General features: G+C 44.3%; 20 protein-coding genes and 5 tRNA genes. 17 read left to right on the top strand and 8 right to left on the bottom strand.

Annotated features, from left to right (window positions below; translation table 11 throughout):
* Positions 1–124: 124 nt before the first annotated feature.
* Together B9J87_RS03970 and flgP are read left to right on the top strand one after the other, a co-directional pair.
* Positions 125–760 (top strand): FlgO family outer membrane protein, encoded by a 636-nt coding sequence (locus B9J87_RS03970; RefSeq protein ID WP_013856244.1) that lies wholly within the window; start codon positions 125–127, stop codon positions 758–760.
* Between the two features lie 9 nt (positions 761–769).
* Complete coding sequence (gene flgP / locus B9J87_RS03965; RefSeq protein ID WP_017043110.1) at positions 770–1,201, top strand: flagellar assembly lipoprotein FlgP; 432 nt, start codon at positions 770–772, stop codon at positions 1,199–1,201.
* A 97-nt stretch (positions 1,202–1,298) separates the two neighbouring features.
* Here the strand turns inward: flgP and B9J87_RS03960 are convergent, their stop codons facing one another.
* The 3 genes from B9J87_RS03960 to flgA form a co-directional block, all read right to left on the bottom strand.
* The gene (locus tag B9J87_RS03960) at positions 1,299–1,724 is read right to left on the bottom strand and encodes a flagella synthesis protein FlgN (protein WP_094149406.1); all 426 of its coding nucleotides are present in this window, start codon (positions 1,722–1,724) and stop codon (positions 1,299–1,301) included.
* 31 nt (positions 1,725–1,755) lie between these two features.
* On the bottom strand, positions 1,756–2,076 hold the full coding sequence (gene flgM / locus B9J87_RS03955) for a flagellar biosynthesis anti-sigma factor FlgM (protein ID WP_013856247.1): 321 nt from the start codon (positions 2,074–2,076) through the stop codon (positions 1,756–1,758).
* A 128-nt stretch (positions 2,077–2,204) separates the two neighbouring features.
* Positions 2,205–2,951 (bottom strand): flagellar basal body P-ring formation chaperone FlgA, encoded by a 747-nt coding sequence (gene flgA / locus B9J87_RS03950; RefSeq protein ID WP_013856248.1) that lies wholly within the window; start codon positions 2,949–2,951, stop codon positions 2,205–2,207.
* Positions 2,952–3,028: 77 nt separating this feature from the next.
* Between flgA and B9J87_RS03945 the strand changes: the two genes are divergently transcribed.
* From B9J87_RS03945 to B9J87_RS03870, 15 genes are all read left to right on the top strand, one after another.
* Complete coding sequence (locus B9J87_RS03945; RefSeq protein WP_013856249.1) at positions 3,029–3,955, top strand: chemotaxis protein CheV; 927 nt, start codon at positions 3,029–3,031, stop codon at positions 3,953–3,955.
* Between the two features lie 10 nt (positions 3,956–3,965).
* Positions 3,966–4,793, top strand: coding sequence for a protein-glutamate O-methyltransferase (locus B9J87_RS03940; RefSeq protein ID WP_013856250.1), 828 nt, complete (start codon positions 3,966–3,968; stop codon positions 4,791–4,793).
* Positions 4,794–5,058: 265 nt separating this feature from the next.
* Positions 5,059–5,454 carry a flagellar basal body rod protein FlgB gene (gene flgB / locus B9J87_RS03935; RefSeq protein ID WP_013856251.1) on the top strand — a complete coding sequence of 132 codons (396 nt, stop codon included), beginning with the start codon at positions 5,059–5,061 and terminating at the stop codon, positions 5,452–5,454.
* 4 nt (positions 5,455–5,458) lie between these two features.
* Complete coding sequence (gene flgC, locus B9J87_RS03930; protein WP_010319383.1) at positions 5,459–5,875, top strand: flagellar basal body rod protein FlgC; 417 nt, start codon at positions 5,459–5,461, stop codon at positions 5,873–5,875.
* Positions 5,876–5,891: 16 nt separating this feature from the next.
* Complete coding sequence (gene flgD, locus B9J87_RS03925) at positions 5,892–6,599, top strand: flagellar hook assembly protein FlgD (RefSeq protein ID WP_013856252.1); 708 nt, start codon at positions 5,892–5,894, stop codon at positions 6,597–6,599.
* Between the two features lie 43 nt (positions 6,600–6,642).
* Positions 6,643–7,947 carry a flagellar hook protein FlgE gene (gene flgE / locus B9J87_RS03920; RefSeq protein ID WP_088732774.1) on the top strand — a complete coding sequence of 435 codons (1,305 nt, stop codon included), beginning with the start codon at positions 6,643–6,645 and terminating at the stop codon, positions 7,945–7,947.
* A 197-nt stretch (positions 7,948–8,144) separates the two neighbouring features.
* Positions 8,145–8,894: a flagellar basal-body rod protein FlgF gene (gene flgF, locus B9J87_RS03915; RefSeq protein WP_026027903.1), complete on the top strand. Its 750-nt coding sequence runs from the start codon at positions 8,145–8,147 to the stop codon at positions 8,892–8,894.
* A 21-nt stretch (positions 8,895–8,915) separates the two neighbouring features.
* Complete coding sequence (gene flgG / locus B9J87_RS03910; RefSeq protein ID WP_010319379.1) at positions 8,916–9,704, top strand: flagellar basal-body rod protein FlgG; 789 nt, start codon at positions 8,916–8,918, stop codon at positions 9,702–9,704.
* Between the two features lie 23 nt (positions 9,705–9,727).
* Complete coding sequence (flgH, locus tag B9J87_RS03905; protein ID WP_094149404.1) at positions 9,728–10,507, top strand: flagellar basal body L-ring protein FlgH; 780 nt, start codon at positions 9,728–9,730, stop codon at positions 10,505–10,507.
* A 47-nt stretch (positions 10,508–10,554) separates the two neighbouring features.
* Positions 10,555–11,646: a flagellar basal body P-ring protein FlgI gene (locus B9J87_RS03900; RefSeq protein WP_094145416.1), complete on the top strand. Its 1,092-nt coding sequence runs from the start codon at positions 10,555–10,557 to the stop codon at positions 11,644–11,646.
* 9 nt (positions 11,647–11,655) lie between these two features.
* Positions 11,656–12,579 carry a flagellar assembly peptidoglycan hydrolase FlgJ gene (flgJ, locus tag B9J87_RS03895; RefSeq protein ID WP_094149402.1) on the top strand — a complete coding sequence of 308 codons (924 nt, stop codon included), beginning with the start codon at positions 11,656–11,658 and terminating at the stop codon, positions 12,577–12,579.
* 142 nt (positions 12,580–12,721) lie between these two features.
* The gene (flgK, locus tag B9J87_RS03890) at positions 12,722–14,596 is read left to right on the top strand and encodes a flagellar hook-associated protein FlgK (protein ID WP_094132028.1); all 1,875 of its coding nucleotides are present in this window, start codon (positions 12,722–12,724) and stop codon (positions 14,594–14,596) included.
* A gap of 10 nt (positions 14,597–14,606) precedes the next feature.
* Entirely contained in the window at positions 14,607–15,800 is a 1,194-nt protein-coding gene (gene flgL / locus B9J87_RS03885; protein ID WP_094149400.1) for a flagellar hook-associated protein FlgL, read from the top strand.
* A gap of 395 nt (positions 15,801–16,195) precedes the next feature.
* Positions 16,196–17,335: a flagellin gene (locus B9J87_RS03875; protein ID WP_017045944.1), complete on the top strand. Its 1,140-nt coding sequence runs from the start codon at positions 16,196–16,198 to the stop codon at positions 17,333–17,335.
* Positions 17,336–17,841: 506 nt separating this feature from the next.
* Complete coding sequence (locus B9J87_RS03870; RefSeq protein ID WP_094123757.1) at positions 17,842–18,975, top strand: flagellin; 1,134 nt, start codon at positions 17,842–17,844, stop codon at positions 18,973–18,975.
* A gap of 172 nt (positions 18,976–19,147) precedes the next feature.
* Here the strand turns inward: B9J87_RS03870 and B9J87_RS03865 are convergent.
* From B9J87_RS03865 to B9J87_RS03845, 5 genes are all read right to left on the bottom strand, one after another.
* A tRNA-Leu gene (locus B9J87_RS03865) sits at positions 19,148–19,232 on the bottom strand.
* 52 nt (positions 19,233–19,284) lie between these two features.
* Positions 19,285–19,361: transfer RNA gene (locus B9J87_RS03860), tRNA-Met, on the bottom strand.
* A gap of 19 nt (positions 19,362–19,380) precedes the next feature.
* Positions 19,381–19,465: transfer RNA gene (locus B9J87_RS03855), tRNA-Leu, on the bottom strand.
* A gap of 80 nt (positions 19,466–19,545) precedes the next feature.
* Positions 19,546–19,620 (bottom strand) — tRNA-Gln (locus tag B9J87_RS03850).
* 25 nt (positions 19,621–19,645) lie between these two features.
* Positions 19,646–19,730: transfer RNA gene (locus tag B9J87_RS03845), tRNA-Leu, on the bottom strand.
* Positions 19,731–19,798 lie beyond the last annotated feature (68 nt).

The raw sequence follows: 19,798 nt of genomic DNA, 5'->3' as shown, positions 1-19,798 counted from the left end.
ATCTTAGCTGATGTAGGCAGTGCGTTTTGAAAGTGTAACAAGTTTTGAAAAGCAAAGAGTGTTCCAAGTTTTTTAATCTGAAGTTTGGAATCAAGATTGCCTCAGTATATCTGGAGATAAGAGAATGAAAAAATGGCTTTCGATAGTGCCAGCAGTTTTGTTAACTGCTTGTGCCTACGCCCCGATTTATAACGGTAAAGAGCCATACAATGGTTCACAGTTTATGCTAATGGAGAGCCCACGTCACACGTTGGACTTCTTTGTTGAAAGCATGACAGAAGATTTGATGGTGTCCAATACTAGTGTTTCTGCTCGCACTCCTATTGCTGTAACATCGTTTGTGGACCTGCAAAGTATGGACGCGACTAACTGGTTGGGTAACTCGGTTTCTGAAGGATTTATCCATCAGTTTCAGCGTCGAGGATTTAAAGTGGTTGATTTCAAAACCACAGGCTCGATTCAGGTAACGCAGCAAGGTGATTTTGCTTTCAGTCGTGACTGGAAAGACCTTGCTCAAGAGCAAGAAATCCAATACATACTGACAGGGACAATGCTTCGTCAAGAAGGCGGTGTATTAGTCAATGCTCGTGTTGTGGGAATGCAGTCTCGTGTTGTGGTTGCTACCGCACAAGGCTTCTTGCCTGCCGATCGTATTGGTCGTGATCTTGATACGCTCAACAGTATCCGTACACAAGATGGTGTGTTAATTCGCTCTGACCCTACGATTAAGCAGCCGTATACTGTTATCTTGCGTCCATAGGAGAAACCAATGAAAAAATGGCTATTACTTCTAGTGACTATCATGATGGTGGGTTGCCAGCCATTGCAAACCATGCGCGCTGATGAATGGTTGACGGCGGTAGGTTATGCCAATATCAGTGAGCAAACTGGGCGTAGTGTGGATGAAAAGCAAGTCCGTGCAATGCGTGCCTCTAAAATCGATGCTTATCGCGAACTGGCAGAGCAAGTCTATGGAATGCGAGTGAGTGGTCGTGCTGAACTACAAGATCAGCGATTGGGCACAGAGCTGACGTCGGGAGCGGTTGATGGTGTTATCCGCGGAGCAGAAGTGGTCCGCAGTTATAAGGTGGGTGATAGTTATGTTACTGAGTTACGTCTCGATATCCGTAAGATGGATAAACTGCGTGACTACGGCGAAGTTCAGCAAGTACCAGAAAAACGTCAACAAACACTCTTCTAAATCTTCCTTCTCTCCAGATCGAAAAAGCGGCAAAGTTTGCCGCTTTTCTGTTTAATTCGTTTCAGCTTAAAAGTTTAGTAACTCAGCTGCATGTTGATTACGCTTTAATATTGGTCCCTAAAGTGGACACAGTGTGGGTTTGCCCACCAGCGTTATACGTCATGCCAATTTTTCCGTGGCTTTGCTGCATCAAATTATTGAGTTTATTAAAACTGAGTTGTGCACGTTGTAGCGCTTCACCATTAACAAGGTTTGCTTGCTGGCAATCGTGAACAATGGAACGAATCTGATCAACGATTTGCGACAGGAGTACATCTTCAGCCAGGCTCACGGCATGGGGATGTTTCGCAATTCGGAGGTCAGTTTGTTGAAGTTGTCCAACTAAGGTCATCTTTTGTTTGGCAATAGCTTCGATTTCACTTGATGAACGGCTCGTAATTGCTAATTTTTCTTGTTCAAGTAGCGAAGAGAGTTCTAGTGCATTTTTCAATTGGAAATCGACTAAGTCTTTTAATACAGCCATTGTATGTTGCCTTAATTAGTCAAAAGTAGGGCTAGTTAAAACCACCCAACTCTTTTTCAAATTTAATCATATTATCAGCCAACTTTTCTGGGTCGACTCTATATGAGCCATTGGCTATCGCATCTTTAATTGCAGCGACTTTGGCACTATCAAAACTTGGCTGAGATACCATTTGGTTGTGCATTTCACCAATGGCCTTACCTTGGGTACTAAGTGATACCGCATCTTGATTTTGAGGTGAACGAGTGACCGAGCCGGATGTCGATGGAGATGCATTCGATTCAGTACGAGCATTACTACGATTTGTCGTCGTTAATGTTTGCCCCGAACGTATGTTATCAATACCTGCCATATGTGAGCCTTATTAATAATAATGGAAACCTGTACAGTCAATATCGACGGTGCTTGTGATTACTTTAGCTTTTTTTTCTGTTTCACTTTCTTAACAACGTAAACACATTTAGAAGTGTAATGAAAGCGTTAAAATTGAACCGTGACTTCGCCAATACCGGTTACTTGTGCATCTATTATACGGTTTGATTTATCATTTTTCACTTTTATCTGCTCACCAAAAATACCATCACTTAAAGCGGTTCCTTTGGTTGTGATGATCATTCCCTGCTTGACTGCTTGAATCATAACGTTTTCATTACGACATACGACGCATATATCATCTTGCTCAACGACATCGCCAATACGCATGTTTTTTTTCACTTTAGCTCCGACGATACGATTTATATCGGAAAAACCTTGTCGTCTGAAGCGGTGTAAGTCTACCATTGTAATCAAGACATCTTGCTGCGTAATTTGCTGCCCACGAGAAATGGGTACGGCAACGGTGACAAGTGGCAGTGAAATGGTCAGTCTTACAGGAACATAAATTTTCCAGTTATCTTCAATGCATTCAACCAGAACTGTGATATTACTTGCAGAACCATTACTGGATGAGGAAGAGGTCGATAACGGTGTGGGGCAGTCGGTGGCATAAATTCGGTCATCAACATTTGCCGCTTTTACGTTTAACTCCCCGCTGGGAGGCCACTCAATAGTTTCTAAAACATGTTGTTCCGCAGCTTGTTGAATGGCTTCAACTTGCGGCAAAGTGGCAGAATGAAGAGAAAAATTAAAGAAAAACAATAAAAAGCCGATAGAGAGATAAAAATTTCTATAGAAAGCTCTACACTTAGTTATGGAAAGTAGATGTAAACATATTTTTGTATGCATCATTCTGTTTCTCTGGTTTCTTCATAGCCTGTAGTAGACTACCACTTTTTTGCATAAAAGTTTGAGATGGAGATGAGCTTATGACGGGTATTCTTGATTCTGTGAATCAGCGTACGCAACTCGTTGGTCAAAACCGATTAGAACTCTTAACGTTTCGTCTAATGGGACGGCAACGTTATGGTATCAACGTATTTAAAGTTAAAGAGGTGCTCCAGTGCCCGAAGTTAACTTTGATGCCCAATTTACATCGCCTAGTCAAAGGTGTTGCTCATATTCGTGGTCAAACCGTTTCTGTCATTGATTTGAGTTTGGCCGTGGGTGGCCGTCCCACCGCGGACCTTGATAAGTGTTTTGTGGTCATTGCTGAATTCAACCGATCTATCCAAGCTTTCTTGGTCAGCTCGGTGGATCGAATTGTAAACATGCACTGGGAAGCCATTCTTCCTCCACCAGATGGCTCAGGCAAAGATAACTACTTAACCGCAGTCACCAATATTGATAACGAATTGGTAGAAATTCTCGATGTAGAGAAAATTTTGGCAGAGATTTCTCCGGTTAATGAGACAATGGATTCATCGATTGGTGAATCGATCGCCCAAGTAGAAACAGAAAAAGAGATCATCCGTCGAATTTTAATTGCCGATGACTCAACCGTTGCGCGTAAACAGGTTCAAAGAGCAGTAGAATCGATAGGTTTTGAAGTCGTTGCTGTTAAAGATGGTAAAGAGGCGTATGAAAAATTGATCGAGATGGCAGCAGAAGGGCCAATTTACAATCAAATATCTTTAGTGATCTCTGATATTGAAATGCCTGAAATGGACGGCTATACATTAACAGCAGAGATACGTAGAAATTCAGATTTGAAAGATCTATACGTTATTCTTCACTCTTCACTGAGCGGCGTTTTTAACCAAGCCATGGTTGAGCGAGTGGGTGCAAACTCATTCATTGCTAAATTCAACCCTGATGAGCTTGGGAATGCGGTGAAAGCTGCACTAGTTAACTAAAGAGAAATTAATGACTGCTATAACTATAAGCGATCAAGAATATCGCGATTTCAGCCGTTTTTTGGAATCTCAGTGCGGGATTGTACTTGGAGATAGCAAACAGTACTTAGTGAGAAGTCGCTTAAGTCCACTGGTTGCTAAATTCAAGTTAACCTCTCTTTCTGACTTGTTACGTGATGTGGTTACGGGGCGAAACCGTGAGCTACGAGTTGCAGCGGTCGATGCCATGACCACCAACGAAACACTGTGGTTCCGTGATGCTTACCCATTCACCGTTTTAGCGGAACGTCTATTACCCGAGGTCGCTGCAAATAAACGCCCTATAAAAATTTGGTCAGCGGCAAGCTCTTCAGGTCAAGAGCCTTACTCAATGGCGATGACGGTGCTGGAAACTCAACAGCGCAAGCCGGGTATGTTGCCGAGCGTAGCCATCACCGCGACGGATATTTCTGCCAGCATGCTGGATATGTGTAAAGCGGGGATTTATGACAATTTAGCACTTGGCAGAGGGTTATCACCGGAGCGTCGTAAAATCTTTTTTGAGGATGCTGGTGATGGCCGAATGAAAATCAAAGATAACGTTAAGCGTTTAGTTAACTTCCGTCCTCAGAACTTAATGGAGAGCTATGCCTTATTGGGTAAATTCGATATTATTTTCTGTCGTAACGTTTTGATTTATTTCTCACCTGATATGAAGTCGAAAGTATTAAATCAAATGGCTAGTAGCTTAAACCCCGGTGGCTACTTATTGCTCGGCGCATCGGAGTCACTGACAGGATTGACCGATAAGTTTGAAATGGTTCGTTGTAACCCTGGCATCATTTATAAACTCAAATAGCCACATTCTTACGTTGAGTTACTTGCTTACTTTTAGTTACTTGCCCAGCTTTTGCTGGGCTTTTTCTTTCCCTTAATTTCGTTTTGATTGGTGAGATTTACTGAAGTTGTGGGCGACAAGTGGATAAAGCGGCGTATATTTTGCTTACATTTCGACGGATTCTTATTTAGATAAAATTGTTGTAAACACGGTTCGTTTTTTAAGTTGGTACGTTAATTGCTTTTAATATGAGTAGTAACAGTCAGTTTTTAGTGTAGAGGCAAACATGGCTATTTCTTTTGATAACGCATTAGGTATTCACCAACACACGGTTGGTGTACGTGAGCGCAATGCTGAGGTGATTTCCACCAATATTGCACAGGCGAACACACCGGGCTTTAAAGCAAAAGGAATGGACTTTCAAAAAGCATTACAGGCGGCAAGTTCAGGGGCAAGCATTGGTCTTAGCCGTACGGATGGTCGGCATATATCTGCCTCCACGAAAGTAACTGGCGAGAGTCTCTATCGAATTCCGACTCAACCTGATACGGGTGATGGCAACACGGTGGACGTAGATTTAGAGCGTAACTTGTTTATGCAAAACCAGATCAGACACCAAGCCTCACTGGACTTCTTAGGAAGTAAATTCAAGAACTTAACGAAAGCAATCAAAGGGGAATAAGTAGATGAGCTTATTTAATGTGTTCAATGTGACTGGTTCTGCAATGAGTGCTGAATCTGTTCGTCTAAATACGACCTCAAGTAACTTAGCTAATGCGGATAGTGTGAGTAGTTCGGCGAAAGATACTTACAAAGCGCGTCACGCGGTGTTTGGTGCAGAGTTAAGTAAAGCGCGTTATAACCGTGATCATAATGTACCTGTAAAAGTATTAGGTATTGTTGAAAGCGATAAACCGCTTAACGCAGAATATAACCCAGATCACCCACTTGCCAACGATGAAGGCTATATTTACAAGCCTAATGTCAATGTGATGGAAGAGATGGCTAATATGATTTCGGCTTCTCGTTCTTATCAAACGAACGTGCAGGTGGCTGATGCAAGTAAACAAATGCTGCTGCGCACGCTGCAGATGGGTCAATAGGATAAGGAGGTAGCGTATGGCCGGAATAAATAACATTGGTCAAAGCGGCTTGTCTTATATTGACCAGCTGAAAAGTCTTCAAGACCAAAAGAAAACAGAAGAGACAACGGGGAAGCAAGATCTTAAACAAGAAGACTTCCTATCGTTACTCACCAAACAACTGGCTCAGCAAGATCCTTTTAAACCGGTCAGTAATGACCAGATGATCGCCCAAATGGCGTCATTTGCCACAGTTGATGGTATCGGCAAAATGAACACTCAGTTTGAGAGTCTCAACTCGTCGATGACATCCAACCAAGCTCTACAGGCTTCATCACTGGTTGGCCGTGATGTCTTAGTCCCGGGAGCGGCAGGGATCAAAAAAGAGGGTGCTGGGATGGCTGCGATGGTCAAACTTCCTCAAAGTTTAGAGAACTTGTTTGTCCGAATAGAGAATGAAGCTGGACAATTGGTTCGTACCTTTGATGTCGGGGCTAAATCAGCCGGTGATAATCGCGTTGAATGGGACGGTAACGATCAAAACGGTAATCCATTGCCGGGCGGCAAATACCAAGTGAAAGCTTCGGGTTTGCTCGATGGAGAAAGCAAGGAGTTTGCGGTATCGACTTACGCAAACGTCAATAGCGTTCTGCTGGGTAAAGGTGATGGTAACGTACTGCTCAATCTGGCTGGATTTACATCGCCAGTTAAACTTGCTGAAGTACTAGAAGTTGGCAAAGCGTAACTCTTTATAGAGTAGATATGCTAGCTAGATAGGAGATTTTGGAATGTCGTATATATCATTAAGCGGTTTATCCGCAGCTCAGTTAGATCTGAACACCACCAGTAACAACATTGCTAACGCGAATACCTTTGGTTTTAAAGAGTCGCGTGCTGAGTTTGGTGATGTTTACTCAACCTCATTGTTTACCAACTCCAAAACGACTCCTGGTCAAGGTGTTCAGGCGAACAAAGTGGCACAACAATTTCACGAAGGTTCCAGTATTTATACTAATAACCCGATGGACTTGCGCGTTGCGGGAACGGGGTTCTTTGCGGTTGCGAAAGATAAGCTGACGCCTCAACAAAATGAGTTGACCAGAAATGGTGCTTTCCACCTCGATAAAAATGATTACATGGTAACGTCAAATGACGAGTTTTTGCTTGGCTATGATGTTAACCCTGATACTGGTGATGTTCTTTCGTATGAGCCAAAACCTATCAATATTCCTGCTCAGTTTGGTAAACCTAAACAAACAGCCAATGTTGAACTTGGCGCGAACTTGCCAGCTAATGGCAAGTTAAAAGACCCAACCTTGTTTGATATTACTGATCCTGAGACGTACAACCGTACCACCTCATCGACAGTCTACGATTCGATGGGTCAGCCTTATAAGTTGACATCCTATTACCTCAAAGATCAGACGCAAGCTAACACATGGCAAACCTATTACACCGTGACGGATAAAACTGGTGAAAAACCAATCAATGTAGTTGGTGGTGATGCTACTACGCCGACGGGTCATATTGGGCATACCATGAAGTTTAATAATGATGGTACGCTAGCCAGCATGAATAATGGTCAGCAAATTGTAACCGAGCCTTTAGGTTTGGGGGCAAACCCAGTTGAACTCAACGGTGCTGATGCCAATCAAACATTGTCGTTCAGTCTCGATTCGGCTACGCAATTTGCCGCTCCATTTGAGTTGACTAAATTTGTACAAGATGGCGCAACCACGGGCTTTTTGACGAAGATCGATTTCGATGAAAATGGCAGTGTGCTAGCCACTTACTCAAATGGTCAAAATACCATTCTAGGACGTGTGGGGCTTGTCCGCGTAGCCAATGAACAGGGCTTAGATAAAAAAGGCGGTACGCAGTGGGATTCGACTCAATTCTCAGGTGATAAAATTTGGGGTGAATCAAACAAAGGCTCATTTGGTACCATCAGCAATGGTGTTATTGAACAATCCAACATTGATATGACTCAAGAGCTGGTGGATCTTATCTCTGCTCAGCGTAACTTCCAAGCGAACTCGCGTGCGCTTGAAGTTCACAACCAGCTACAACAAAACATACTACAGATCCGTTAATTCCTTTAACGTCATCAATGGCAATACCAAGTTAGCGGCAATGTTAGCTTGGTATTGTTGCCATCTGTTTGCGGCAATCTTCGTTATATCCTCCCTATTTTTTGTGAAATTACATTTAACCTATTGATTTTTAGTTTAAATATAAGTTGGCACGTCAATTGCTTTTAATGATCGAACGATGATTATTGGAGCAGATTATGGATCGCGCACTGTTTCTCGCCATGAGTGGCGCAAAGCAAAACATGCAAGCCATGCAATTAAGAGCGAACAATTTAGCAAACGTCAGTACCACGGGGTTCCGTGCTGATTTGGCGCAAGCTCGCTCAATGCAAGCTTATGGCGAAGGGTTACCGAGCCGCGTGTTTAGCATGACAGAACGTCCGGGACATAATTTTGCGCAAGGCAGTGTCATTACCACTGGGCGCGATCTCGATATCACCATTCAAGGTGACGGTTGGATTTCCATGATGGATAAAACCGGCAAAGAGGGGTTAACCCGTAGTGGCAACCTAAGCATTGACCAAAATGGCATGCTCATAAATGGTAGCGGCCATCTAGTGCTAGATGGAACGGGCGCGCCAATCACTCTACCTATTCCATTGAGTAAAGTAGAAATCGGTAATGACGGTACTATTTCCGTTCGTCCGCAAGGCGCTCCAGCCGATGCGATGGAAGTGGTAGGCCGAATTAAACTGGTTCGCCCCAATAATCAATCCCTATACAAAGATACGAATGGTTTATTCCGTGCTAAAGATCCTAATGCAGCATTCGAAGCAGATGCTAGCGTAAAGCTATTAAAAGGTGCGCTGGAAGGCAGTAATGTCAATGCGGTGGGTGAGATGACTAGCTTGATTGAGCTACAACGTCAATTTGAAATGCAAGTCAAAATGATGAGCACCGCAGAAGAGATGGACAAATCGTCCGATTCATTACTTCGTATGAGCTGATAAGCGTTAAAGGAGATTACTATGCAACCTGCATTATGGGTAAGTAAAACCGGGCTTGATGCCCAACAAACCAATATTGCCACTATCTCAAACAACCTAGCGAACGCCTCGACTATTGGTTTTAAAAAGGGTCGTGCGGTATTTGAAGATCTGTTTTATCAAAATATTAATCAACCGGGCGGTCAATCTTCGCAAAATACCAAACTGCCAAGCGGTTTGATGCTTGGTGCGGGTTCTAAAGTCGTGGCAACACAAAAAGTGCATACCCACGGCAACGTACAAACCACGACCAATAGCCTCGATATGATGATTGAAGGTGACGGCTTTTTCCAAATCCTGATGCCAGATGGCAATATCGCTTATAGCCGAAATGGTCAATTTACCCTCAATGATGAAGGGGCAATTGTGACGTCCGGTGCTGGATATAATTTAGAGCCGGAAATTGTTATTCCACCTGATGCAATCTCTATTACTGTCGGTAATGATGGTGAAGTGTCAGTTAGGCTTCGTGGCCAGCAAAATAACCAAGTGGTTGGACAAATTACCACGGTTGATTTTATCAACCCAGGCGGTCTAGAGCCGATTGGTCAAAACTTGTATCTACCGACCGGTGCTAGTGGTGATCCACAAGAAGGGGTGCCAGGGCTTGACGGCCTCGGTGATGTTCGTCAATCCATGCTTGAAACCTCTAACGTGAACGTCACAGAAGAGTTGGTCAACATGATTGAAGCGCAACGCGTTTACGAAATGAACTCAAAAGTCATCTCAGCAGTCGATAAGATGATGAGTTTTGTGAACCAACAACTCTAATCATTAACTAAGAGAATGCTGCGATGAAACGTCTATTGAGTCTTGTATTTGTTACTGCTTTGTCTGGTTGCTCGTTAATGCCGCCACCGGTCGATACTCCTGAAGTGGTTCAAGGTACAACCGTGGTGGACGCGGTTGAAGGGGATAAGTCTGCAGAAGAAGGTTCTGGTTTACTGGACTCAATGCGTAAGCGTTCCGATCCCGTAGCCGGTGATCCTGCTTGGGCTCCCATTCATCCAAAACAGAAACCGGAACATTATGCCGCGGAAACTGGTTCACTGTTTAATTTGGCACAAATGAACAGTCTTTATGATGATTCAAAACCGCGTGGCATTGGCGATATTATTACCGTCAATCTTGATGAAAGTACTAAAGCGGCCAAGAGTGCTGATGCTGACCTGTCTAAATCCAATGATGCGTCTATGGACCCACTGGCTGTCGGTGGTCAAGATCTCACGATTGGTGATTACAACTTCTCTTATGCGCTGAAAAATGACAATAAGTTCAATGGCAGCTCTGCAGCAAACCAAAGTAACAGTATTTCTGGTTCGATCACGGTTGAAGTGATTGAAGTACTCGCCAACGGCAACTTAGTCATCCGTGGTGAAAAATGGCTCACACTGAACACTGGCGATGAATATATTCGCTTAAGCGGTACCATTCGTCCCGATGATATCGACTTTGACAACACCATTGCTTCTACTCGTATTTCTAATGCACGCATCCAATATTCAGGCACAGGCACCAATCAAGATATGCAAGAACCTGGATTCTTGGCACGATTCTTTAATGTCTCTCTGTAACGCCGGAGTTCTGGCGTAAAGAAACGTAGAAATTAAGGTACTAGACCATGAAAAAATTCACCCTGCTTGTTTTAAGTCTGTTGCTCATCGCAACCCATGCACAAGCGGCCCGTATCAAAGATGTTTCTCAAGTTGCGGGCGTGCGGAGTAACCAATTAGTGGGTTATGGTCTAGTTACTGGGCTACCGGGAACGGGCGAATCGACACCGTTCACCGACCAAAGTTTTAACGCCATGTTGCAAAATTTCGGCATTCAATTGCCGCCGGGCACTAAACCGAAAACAAAGAACGTTGCCGCCGTGATTGTCACGGCCGAATTGCCGGCGTTTTCCAAGCAAGGTCAAAATGTCGATGTCACCGTTTCTTCGATCGGCTCTGCTAAAAGTTTACGTGGCGGCACTCTAATGCAAACCTTCCTTAAGGGGTTGGATGGTCAAATTTACGCCGTGGCCCAAGGTAATTTAGTGGTCAGTGGTTTTAGTGCCACCGGTGCTGATGGTTCTAAAATTGTCGGCAATAACCCAACGGTTGGTCTGATTTCAGGCGGTGCTATGGTGGAACGTGAAGTACCAACACCTTTTAGCCGTGGCGATTTTATTACCTTCAATTTGCTTGAATCTGACTTCACCACGGCGCAACGTATGGCAGATGCAGTGAATAACTTCCTAGGCCCAGAGATGGCGACTGCGGTTGATGCAACGTCAGTACGTATCCGTGCACCACGAGATGTTGGGCAGCGCGTCGCGTTTCTTTCTGCAATCGAAAATGTTGAGTTTGATCCAGCGGATGGCTCAGCCAAAATTATCGTCAATTCTCGAACTGGTACCATTGTTGTCGGCCAGCATGTGCGCTTAAAACCTGCTGCGGTGACGCACGGTGGTATGACTGTTGCCATTAAAGAGAATTTGAATGTCAGTCAGCCCAATGCGTTAGCGGGTGGTCAGACAGCTGTGGTGCCTAATAGCCAAATAGAAGTGTCTGAAGCACAAGGTAAAATGTTTAAATTTGAACCGGGTTTGACCTTAGATGATTTAGTGCGCGCGGTCAACGAAGTGGGCGCGGCCCCTTCAGATTTGATGGCGATTTTGCAAGCATTGAAACAAGCGGGCGCGATTGAAGGCCAACTGATCATTATCTAGGAGAGGAAGATGATTAATAATCCCAATGATATTGGCTTTATTCATGATATTGCTAGCTTAGATAAGCTACGTCAGCAAGCGAAAACCGGTGATAAAGAAGGCGAGTCAGCGGCGCTCAAGGCCGCAGCCAAACAGTTTGAAGCGATTTTTACCTCAATGTTGTTCAAATCGATGCGCGACGCCAATGCCGATTTTAAATCTGAGATGTTCAACAGCCAAAACGAAGATTTCTATCGACAAATGCTTGATGAACAAATGTCGAGCGAGCTCAGTGCCTCCGGTTCTTTAGGGCTTGCCGATATGATTGTGGCGCAGCTCAGTCAGGCTAACGGCACCTCGAAAAACGATCCAGCAATAACCGACCCGACGCAAGATGGTTTCCAAGAAGCCATGCGCCGTATCGAACGCAGTAACAACCGCCGCCTCTCAACGCAAGAAACGATCGAACCTAGCAAGGTCGAATCGAGTCGATTTGATTCGCCGCAAGCGTTTGTGGCTTCAATGAAGCCATATGCAGAAAAAGCAGCGCGGGCATTAGGTGTTGACTCTTCATTACTACTCGCTCAAGCAGCATTAGAAACCGGGTGGGGACAAAAGGTTATTCAAAATGCACGTGGTAGCAGTAATAACTTATTTAACATCAAAGCGGATAAAAGTTGGCTCGGTGATAAAGTGGCGACGCAAACCTTGGAGTATCATGACAATACGCCCGTTATGGAAAAAGCCGCGTTCCGCTCTTATGGAAATTATCAAGACAGTTTTAATGACTATGTTCGTTTTCTCAATGACAATCCGCGCTACACCGTGGCGCTGAACCATAATGGCAGCGATGAGTCTTTCATTCGTGGCCTGCACGCTGCTGGTTACGCGACGGACCCGTACTATGCTGAAAAAGTGCTGAGAGTAAAATCTCAAATTGAAGCAATGGAATAACCCCTCTAAAGCCAGCCTTGCTGGCTTTTATCTTTCCTTTATTTTGTCTAATCTCCTCTTTGAAACGCCTTTGGCATACATATTGCAATTACTAACTTAGATATTCAGTAACCACTGATTTGATTAGGTTTTCGGGGGCAGTATGGCGTCGGATCTTCTGAATCTAGGTACCCAAAGTGTACTTACCGCTCAGAGACAACTCAGCACCACAGGTCATAACATTTCTAATGTTAATACAGAAGGTTACAGCCGTCAGTCTGTGATCCAAGGGACCAATACGCCTCGCCAATACGGTGGTGAAACCTACGGTATGGGCGTACATGTGGAAAAAGTTCGCCGCTCATGGGATCAATTTGCCGTTAATGAATTAAATCTATCTACCACCAGCTTTTCCTTTAAGCGTGACGACGAAGAAAATTTAGACATGCTCTCAAAGTTATTGTCGTCAGTGGCCTCGAAAAAAATCCCTGAAAACTTAAACGAATGGTTTGATGCGATTAAAACCCTCGCCGACAGCCCGAATGATGTAGGTGCGCGTAAAGTTGTACTTGAAAAAGCGGATCTGATCACTCAAAACATGAATGATTTTCACGAGAACATTCGCCGTCAATCTGATGCGACCAACAAAGGGCTAGATGTTGCCGTTGAGCGTATTAACCAATTGGCGCTTGAGCTGCGAGATTTACAACGCTTAATGATGCGCACTCCTGGTCCTCACAATGACTTAATGGACCAGCATGAAAAATTGGTGGCTGAGTTGTCTGAATACACCAAGGTCACCGTGACGCCACGTAAAAATGCTGAAGGGTTTAACATCCATATCGGGAGCGGGCACACGCTCGTCTCAGGTACAGAAGCCAGCCAAATGAAGATGGTTGATGGTTATCCTGATGTGAGTCAGCGCCGCTTGGCCATGATTGAAGGCAAAGGGATCAAGACCATTACCACTGAGGATATTGGTGGTAAGTTAAGTGCGCTGTTTACGATGCGAGATAAGCACATTCCTTACCTAATGGATGAACTTGGCCGCATGGCAACATCTTTCTCTTATGAAGTTAACAAGTTGCAATCACAAGGCTTGGACTTACGTGGCAATGTGGGAAGAGCGTTGTTTACGGATGTGAACTCTGAAGTCAATGCCCGCTCGCGAGCGATCATCGCTGGCAATTCAAAAGCCGATATGGCGGTCTATATCGAAGATACTTCAGCGTTGAAAAGTGGTGAATACTCCCTACAGTACAACGGCAGCAATTATACCGTATTAAAGCCAACGGGCGAGCGGGTTAACGTTCCGGTCGTTGGCAGCAGTTTATTTTTAGATGGAATGCGAGTTGAGATTCGCAACGCCCCTCAAGCCGGGGAGCGCATATTGCTGCGTCCAACGCGTAATGGTGCCGCTATTATGAAAATGGCGACCAACGATCCGACAGCCATTGCCGCACAAAGTTATGAAGCCTCCACTACTTTTGCCCAAGGGCAGGCAAAATTTAATATTTTATCGGCAGGTGGGCTGCGTGAATTTGAAGTGGTGATCTCACCAACGGGCGATCAATTTGCGGTCACGGATACCAAAGGCAACGTGCTGCTAGAACCACAGGCCTACCCACCATCGAATTCGATTACTGTGCTTGGTACAACGTTCGAGTTGACAGCAGGTGCGCTACCCAATGATAAATTTACGGCAAACCTTGTCCCCTCAGAAGGTGACAACGGCAATTTGCGTAAGATGCAGCACATTCAAACAGAGAAAAAACTCAATGGCGGTGAAACGACCGTGCTCGGGGTTTATCACGATCTCAATACTGATTTTGGTTTGCAGCTGGCCACCGCGTCACGCTTAAGTGACGTGGCCAGGCTTGAAAAAGAGTCAGCGCAGGAGCGCATTGCGTCCATTTCCGGAGTCAACCTTGATGAGGAAGCTGCGAACATGATGAAATTCCAACAAGCTTATATGGCTTCCTCACGCATCATGCAGGTGGCTAATGATACTTTCAACACGATTTTGCAGCTGAGATAGGAGGCGATAAATGTTAACCAGAATATCGAGCTTCCATAACTATCAATCGGTGCAAAACGATATGCGCCGTCAAGAATCAAAGATCCATCATAACCAAGCGCAGCTAGCGTCGGGTAAGAAGTTGCTTTCGGCCAGTGATAGTCCATTAGCCACTCATTACATCCAAAAAGTAGGGCAGCAAGAAGAGCAATTACGCCAATATCTTGATGCAATAGTGCTGGTTCGAAACCGCTTAGAACATCAAGAAGTAATCATTGCCAATGCGGAAAGCTCGACCGATGAGGCAAAGCGTACTGTCATGGAAATGATTAACGGCTCATTCTCTCCAGAAGATAGAGAAGCGAAAGCGCGTGAGCTGCAAGAGATGTTTAACAACTTAATTGAACTAGCAAATACGCAAGATGAGTCCGGTAACTACATGTTTGCCGGCACCAAGCCGAAGAATCAACCATTTTTTAGAGATAATGCCAGTAACGTGACTTATTCCGGCGATGATTATCAGCGCAAAATGCGCATCTCCAACAGCTTAGAGATCCCGTTCAATAATCCGGGTAATAAAGTGTTTATGGAGATTGATAATCCGTTTGGTAACTACGAACCAAACTATCAATTAAACGAAGGTTCAGAGTTACTGCTCGAGCGTGCAACCAATTTAGACTCGAATGATACATCACGCTATACCGTAACGTTTGTTGATATGGCTAACGGCAAATATGGTTACCAATTAGAGAAAGATGGCAGCGTGGTACAGGCCGATGAGTTTGATCCACAAAAAGGCATTCGATATCAAGATCTGACGGTGCACGTAAAAGGGCAAATCTCGAAAGGTGATGTGTTAAGCCTAGAGCCGCGTTCAACCTTTACCTTATTTGATAGCTATAAAGACGCGATTGAGCTCTCGCAAGGCTCCGTATCGGATGCGTCGACGACAGCGAAACTGCACCAAATTACGGAAGAGTTTCATGCCGCCTTTATTCATCTCAATAAAGTGCGTACTGATGTCGGTGCACGCTTGAGCACTTTAGATATTCAACAAGAACAGCATGAAGATTTCAAAATTAGTTTAGCGAAATCAAAAAGTAACTTTGAAGATCTCGATTACGCGGAAGCGGTGATTGAATTTAATGAGAATTCACGTGCGTTGCAGGCTTCACAACTGGCTTTTAGTAAAACGAAAGATTTGACCCTTTTCAACTATATCTAATCTTCAATGCCTTATGTGCTAAGCCATATGTGCGAAGAGTGGAATGTTTTGAAAAATTGGCCTGGAAATTGCTCATCTATTATCGAGAGATAAAGAGGCAATAGAGCGGCAAACGAAAGTGGCAACTCTGTTGCTAACGAGAAAAAACTGGATGCTCACTCACAAAGATAGAATGATTAAATTTCTTCTAAGTGATTAAAAAACAAAGAATATTAATTTTAATATCAGATGTTTTAAAAGTTGGCATACTAATTGAATTGTCTATATCAGAGTTGATACAACAAGTTTTTAAATCGGCAAATAGCGGATTTAGCAAGTTCACGGTCAGTGCTTCCAAATGAGAGTAAAGCTGGCCGCTTCGCAAAAAGCTTGCGAACTCACTAGGAGAGCAAACTATGACCATTACAGTAAATACTAACGTCTCAGCAATGACTGCTCAGCGTTACCTTAATAAAGCGACGGGTGAATTAAATACCTCGATGGAACGTTTATCATCAGGTAATAAAATCAACAGCGCTAAAGATGATGCGGCAGGCTTACAAATTTCAAACCGCTTAACCGCTCAGTCTCGTGGCTTAGATGTGGCAATGCGTAATGCCAACGACGGTATTTCGATTGCTCAGACCGCGGAAGGGGCAATGAATGAGTCGACCAGTATCTTGCAACGTATGCGTGATCTTGCTCTTCAATCAGCAAATGGCACCAACTCGGCCTCAGAGCGACAAGCTTTGGATGAAGAGTCGACCGCATTGCAAGATGAGTTAAACCGTATTGCAGAAACGACCTCATTCGGTGGACGTAAACTGCTCAACGGTTCGTTTGGTGAAGCATCATTCCAGATTGGTGCGAGCTCAGGTGAGGCGATCATTATGGGGCTTACCAGCATACGTGCTGATGACTTCCGTATGGGCGGCCAATCGTTCCTTGCAGAGCAAGGAAAGGACAAGGATTGGGGAGTGCCAGCGGGCGCACGTGATTTGAAATTTGAATTCACCACCCAGGCAGGTGAGCTTGTTACTCTCGATGTGTTAGCCAAAGATGGCGATGATATTGAAGAGCTAGCGACTTACATTAATGGTCAAACCGACAAGCTTAAAGCATCGGTTGATCAAGACGGTAAACTGCAAATTTTTGCCGCAGAACCGAATTTACAAGGTGACCTTGCCATCTCTGGTGGTTTGGCAACCGAACTTGGCCTAAACGGCGGACCGGGCGTTAAGACGACGGTTCAAGATATTGATATCACCTCAGTTGGTGGTTCTCAAAATGCAGTGGGCGTTCTGGATGCTGCGTTGAGATATGTGGATTCACAACGGGCAGAGCTCGGTGCGAAGCAAAACCGTTTAAGCCATAGCATCAACAACTTGGCTAATATCCAAGAGAATGTTGAAGCATCCAACAGTCGAATTAAAGATACAGATTTTGCGAAAGAAACCACGCAAATGACGAAAGCACAGATTCTGCAACAAGCGGGTACCTCGATTCTCGCTCAAGCAAAACAGTTGCCAAATTCTGCAATGTCACTATTGCAGTAATGTTAGGACCCTTCATCCAACAGCTCAGACGTGGGTTAGGTGAAGGAATCCTTGGCAAAGTATGATTATGGCCGAATATAAAGCTCTCTCAAGATGTACCCTGCTTTATAGTCATAGATAATCATGCGCCCCGGTCAGTCGGTAATGTGTTCATTTCTCTGATCTCCACATTGGCTCTGGCTACCAACTAGCCCCGGTTCTCTCAAAGGAAAAGGGGCTTTTCTTTATCTATAACTTCTTGCTCTCATCAATGCTCCTCAATCGCCCGTGAAGCCGACCAATCACGTCAAATCTTTAATGCTATTTTTGTATTTCAGCCAGTTTTGCAGCGTTTATCCCACTTTTAATCGATATTGGTTATTTTTTACGAAATCGTCGTTTTCCCGTTAAAGGATTCCTAACCGCAGTCGCTAATAATAGTACTTTGAGAGAACTACTTGGTTTTCCGAGACGTCGGAAACCGTTTGTCTATGACGCTAAGTCGGAAAATCAATAGGAGAACCACTATGGCGGTTAATGTAAACACTAACGTTTCAGCTATGACAGCACAACGCTACCTAAACAGTGCTAGCAATGCGCAACAGTTATCAATGGAACGTTTATCATCAGGCTTCAAAATTAATAACGCAAAAGATGACGCAGCAGGTTTGCAAATCTCTAACCGTTTGAACGTTCAAAGTAGAGGCTTAGATGTTGCCGTGCGCAACGCAAATGATGGCATTTCAATTGCGCAGACAGCTGAAGGTGCAATGAACGAAACTACCAACATTTTGCAACGTATGCGTGACTTATCTCTACAATCGTCAAATGGTTCGAACTCGAAAGCCGACCGCGTAGCGATTCAAGAAGAGATCACCGCGCTGAATGACGAACTCAACCGTATTGCTGAAACTACATCGTTTGGTGGTAATAAGTTGCTCAATGGTACTTTTGAGACGAAATCATTCCAAATCGGTGCGGATAACGGTGAAGCGGTCATGCTAAGCCTAAATAATATGCGCAGCGACAACGCAATGATGGGCGGTAAGAGTTACCAAGCGGCAAATGGACAAGATAAAGATTGGACCGTTAAAGCGGGTGCTAATGACCTTACCATTACGTTGACTGACAAACGTACTGGCGAGCAAACCATCAACCTAAGTGCAAAAGAGGGCGATGACATCGAAGAGTTGGCCACTTACATCAATGGTCAAACCGACATGTTAAAAGCTTCTGTTGACGATGAAGGCAAACTGCAAATCTTTACTGATAGCAACCGTATTGATGGCGTAGCAACCTTTGGTGGCAGCTTAGCGGGTGAACTGAGTTTCCAAGCGGCAAAAGATGTGACAGTCGATACCATTGATGTCACCTCTGTAGGTGGTTCGCAAGAATCAGTTGCCATTGTTGATGCGGCACTGCAATTTGTAGACAGCCATCGTGCTCAACTGGGTGCATTCCAAAACCGTTTCAACCATGCGATTAACAACTTAGATAACATCAACGAAAACGTAAATGCTTCTAAGAGCCGAATCAAAGACACTGATTTTGCGAAAGAAACCACTGCCTTGACTAAATCGCAGATCCTTTCTCAAGCATCAAGCTCAGTGTTGGCACAAGCTAAACAAGCGCCTAATGCTGCTCTTGGTTTGCTTGGTTAAGTCGTTAACTTTTAAATTAAAAATCCAGCTTCGGCTGGATTTTTTTATGCCTCACTTTTCACGTGATCAAAGAATGGATCTGAAAAATGAATCAACAGTTAAAACGGGAGGAAAGGATATATTGTTATGAGGCTAATAAAACAAAACCCAGCCTAAGCTGGGTTTGAATTGATGGTGCGGAAGGAGAGACTTGAACTCTCACACCTTGCGGCGCCAGAACCTAAATCTGGTGCGTCTACCAATTTCGCCACTTCCGCAACTTGTACTGTAGATAGATTGAACATTGGTTATTCAAACTATCGTTGTAAATGGTGGCTACGACGGGATTCGAACCTGTGACCCCATCATTATGAGTGATGTGCTCTAACCAACTGAGCTACGTAGCCATTTAACAATCTTAAATCATGGTGCGGAAAGAGAGACTTGAACTCTCACACCTTGCGGCGCCAGAACCTAAATCTGGTGCGTCTACCAATTTCGCCATTTCCGCAGCGTATTCTTTAAATAAACCGAATGTCATTGATTCAGCTTATCTTTTTACGGTCAGCTTATCGCTAACCCTATAAATAATGGCAGGGCTACCTGGATTCGAACCAGGGGATGGCGGCATCAAAAGCCGCTGCCTTACCGCTTGGCGATAGCCCTACAAGATGATTGCTCATCTAAATAATGGTGCGGAAGGAGAGACTTGAACTCTCACACCTTACGGCGCCAGAACCTAAATCTGGTGCGTCTACCAATTTCGCCACTTCCGCAACTTATGCTGTAGATAAACTGAGGATTGGTTACTCAATTTATCGTTGTTATGGGTAGCTTATCGCTA

It is taken from the genome of Vibrio sp. V19_P1S1T109 (genome assembly GCF_002241375.1).
Taxonomy (GTDB): Bacteria; Pseudomonadota; Gammaproteobacteria; order Enterobacterales; family Vibrionaceae; genus Vibrio; species Vibrio anguillarum.
This window is presented reverse-complemented; position numbering and strand designations above follow the sequence as displayed.